Origin of the sequence: Promineifilum sp. (SeqCode), from assembly GCF_041918635.1 — a bacterium.
GTDB lineage: Bacteria > Chloroflexota > Anaerolineae > Promineifilales > Promineifilaceae > Promineifilum.
This window is the reverse complement of the sequence record NZ_JAYRVJ010000579.1, coordinates 1-2,570: the sequence shown is the minus strand read 5'-3', so window position 1 is coordinate 2,570 and position 2,570 is coordinate 1. Positions and strand designations below refer to the sequence as shown.

The following is a 2,570-nucleotide window of genomic DNA, read 5'->3' as shown; positions in this document are numbered from 1 at the left end:
CAGGCCGCCAATAGTAGCCTGGACGGTGACCTGGCGGCTGCCCGCTTCCAGGTCGTCCAGCAGATCGGCCGGGAGCGGGATGGTGATGTGGCCGTTCGCGTCCGTCTGGCCGCTGCCGTCGCTGACGAAAGCGCCATCCGGGCCGACGCCGACTATCCCGAACGGGCTGAATTCATACAGGAACTGCGCCTGGTCGCCAAAGGCGTAGGGCGGGGTCGTCTCGAACGTCGGCGCGAACTCGGCCTGATAGATCGTCCAGTTGACGGGCAGGTCGCCGGCCGAGCCGCCGAACAGATAGGTCGCGTCCACGTTAACGTTGACCGCCTCGCCGCGCAGCGCCTCTTCCCGCTCCGGAACCACCGTCACCTGGAACTCCGGCGCGCGGTATTCGGCCACGGTGAACGGCCGGCTGGACAACCATAGATTGCCGCTCAGGTTAAAGGAGTACGTCCCCAGGGGAATGTCGGCCGGTATGGCGAACTCGCCGTGGAAGACGCCATCCTCATCCAGTGTGGCGGTGAAGGTCTCGCTGAACGTGTCTTCCTCGCCGAAGAAGAAGTTGGGGTTGATGGACACCTCCAACTCGTCGAGTTCGGGTAGTAAGTAGCGGCCGAAATTCGTCTCGCGGACGATGCCCTTGTAGTACACCGTATCGCCGGGCCGGTAGATGGGCCGGTCGGTGTAGATGTAGGCGTAAATCTCCTGCTCCGGGCTGCCGTCGGCCGTCAAGCCCAGCTGCCAGGGGGAGATGCCGCCCGTCCAGTAGGTCGCGGCCATGCCGAAGCCGGCCGCGCCAGGCTCATTGCTGACCACGGCCACGCCCTCGAGATACGCCTCGGTTGGCTCGTAGTCCAGACGGGCAAAGCCGTTCTCATCGGTGACGGCCGTGCCACTCTCTTGGCCGTTGCGCATGTAGAGCGTCAGGTTCCGACCCGCGGCCGGCTCACCCGTCGCCAGGTCAGTAGCCCAGACGTTCACCTCACCGAACATCTCCTTGATAACGAGGTTGGTGTCGGCCACGATCAACAGCAGGTTGCGATTCTGCCAGTAAAGCGTGTCGTTGTTGAGCTCCGGCGCGTTGACGCGCAGCTCATAGAGACCTGCCGGCAGCGTGCCACCCTCGGCCAATTCGACCGTGGCGACGCCCAGTTCGTCGGGCGTGGCCTCGACCGGGATGGTCGTCTGGAAGATCGCCTCGCCGCTCGGCGCTCGCTCGTTCAACTGGTACGGGTTGAACAGCAGTTCCGTGTCGAGCGTCGTCCGGTACAGCGAAACCTCCAGCTCGGTGACGTCGCGGTAGAGTATCTGGACGTCGCTCGGGAAGCTGGTGCTCAACTGGGCGACATCGCGTGGCAGGTTGAAGGAGGCCAGCGCCGGCGGGGTCGCGCCGGTGAAGGTGAAAGTGTAGTCCTCGCCGAGCGTGTTGCCGTAGGGGTCGGCGGCCGTGGCGGGAATCGTGACGGTGTACTCGACCTCCGGCTCCACCTCGAAGTCCACAAAGACCCCATATCCCTCGTCCCACTCGTTGATGAAGTAATCCACGTCGTCGCCGGGATCGGGCGTGATGATGAACTGGCCGTCAATCGTCTCGTCGTTCATAGGCGAGACGAATTCGACGCTGAAGCCGCGCTGCCAGACGTCGACCAGCGCCTCCCCATTGGCCGGCTGCGTCGAGAGGACGGCCGGGAAGGGTACGGTGTTAAAGACGCTGGTGTGATCGCCGTCCATCGTGGCTCCGCCATTGGCCGAAGCGGCTGAGGCGGCGACGGTCACGTTCACATCCGTCTCCAGAGGCAGCATCTCCTCAGGTGTTAGAACAGCCACGCGATCCGCTTCCTGCCATTCGAAGCTGACGGGCACGGCGCCCTCGCCGGCGGTCACAGTCGTGGCTGCCTCGACGCTGGCCGTATCCATGGGCATGTTGAAGGTGACGGTGATGGGCGTCGTCGGGGCGATGCGGACCGCCTCGTTCTCCGGTACAACTGTCACCACTTCGGGGCGGAGGGTCGTGAACTGCCACGTCGGCGCGCCTTCCAGGGCGCTGCCGGTCACGTCCACCAGGGCGGGATCGACGCTGACCGTATAGGTCGTCGCGCCCGCCAGGGGCGGATCGGGAATGAAGCGGTAGATGCTGGTCGAAGTCCACTCGCCCGCGCCGGTGGCGGGCGGGTCAAAGGTCAGAGGCTGGGGCAAGTCGGCCTGTTCGCCGCTGCTGACCAGGGGCACGACCGGCTTGTTGAAGACGACGGTGATGACGGCGTCCGTCTGCACCTCGTCGGAGCCGTCGGCGGGGATGGTCTGGGTGACGGCCAACGGGCCGGTGGTCTGGAGCGAGAACTCAACCGGCTCCTGAAGCGTCTGGCCATTCAGCGCGCTGGCCGAATCAGCCACGCGCACATTGTAGGTCTGGCCCTCGGCCAACGATTCGGCCGGGGTGAAGACGGCTGTCTCCGGCTCCGGCCAGGTCAGTTCCCCGGTGACGGCCGGTTCGATGCTGAACGCGGCCTCGACGGAAGCCTGATCCATCGGCTGGTCGAAGCGCACCGTGATGGGCGCGTTGGCCGCGACCT

1 protein-coding gene is annotated in these 2,570 nt (G+C 65.4%); it reads right to left on the bottom strand.

The annotated features are described in order from the left end of the window. Nucleotides 1–2,570, bottom strand: a 2,570-nt coding sequence (locus ACE3UY_RS17250) for an Ig-like domain-containing protein (RefSeq protein WP_374688727.1), incomplete at both ends; no start/stop codon positions are given.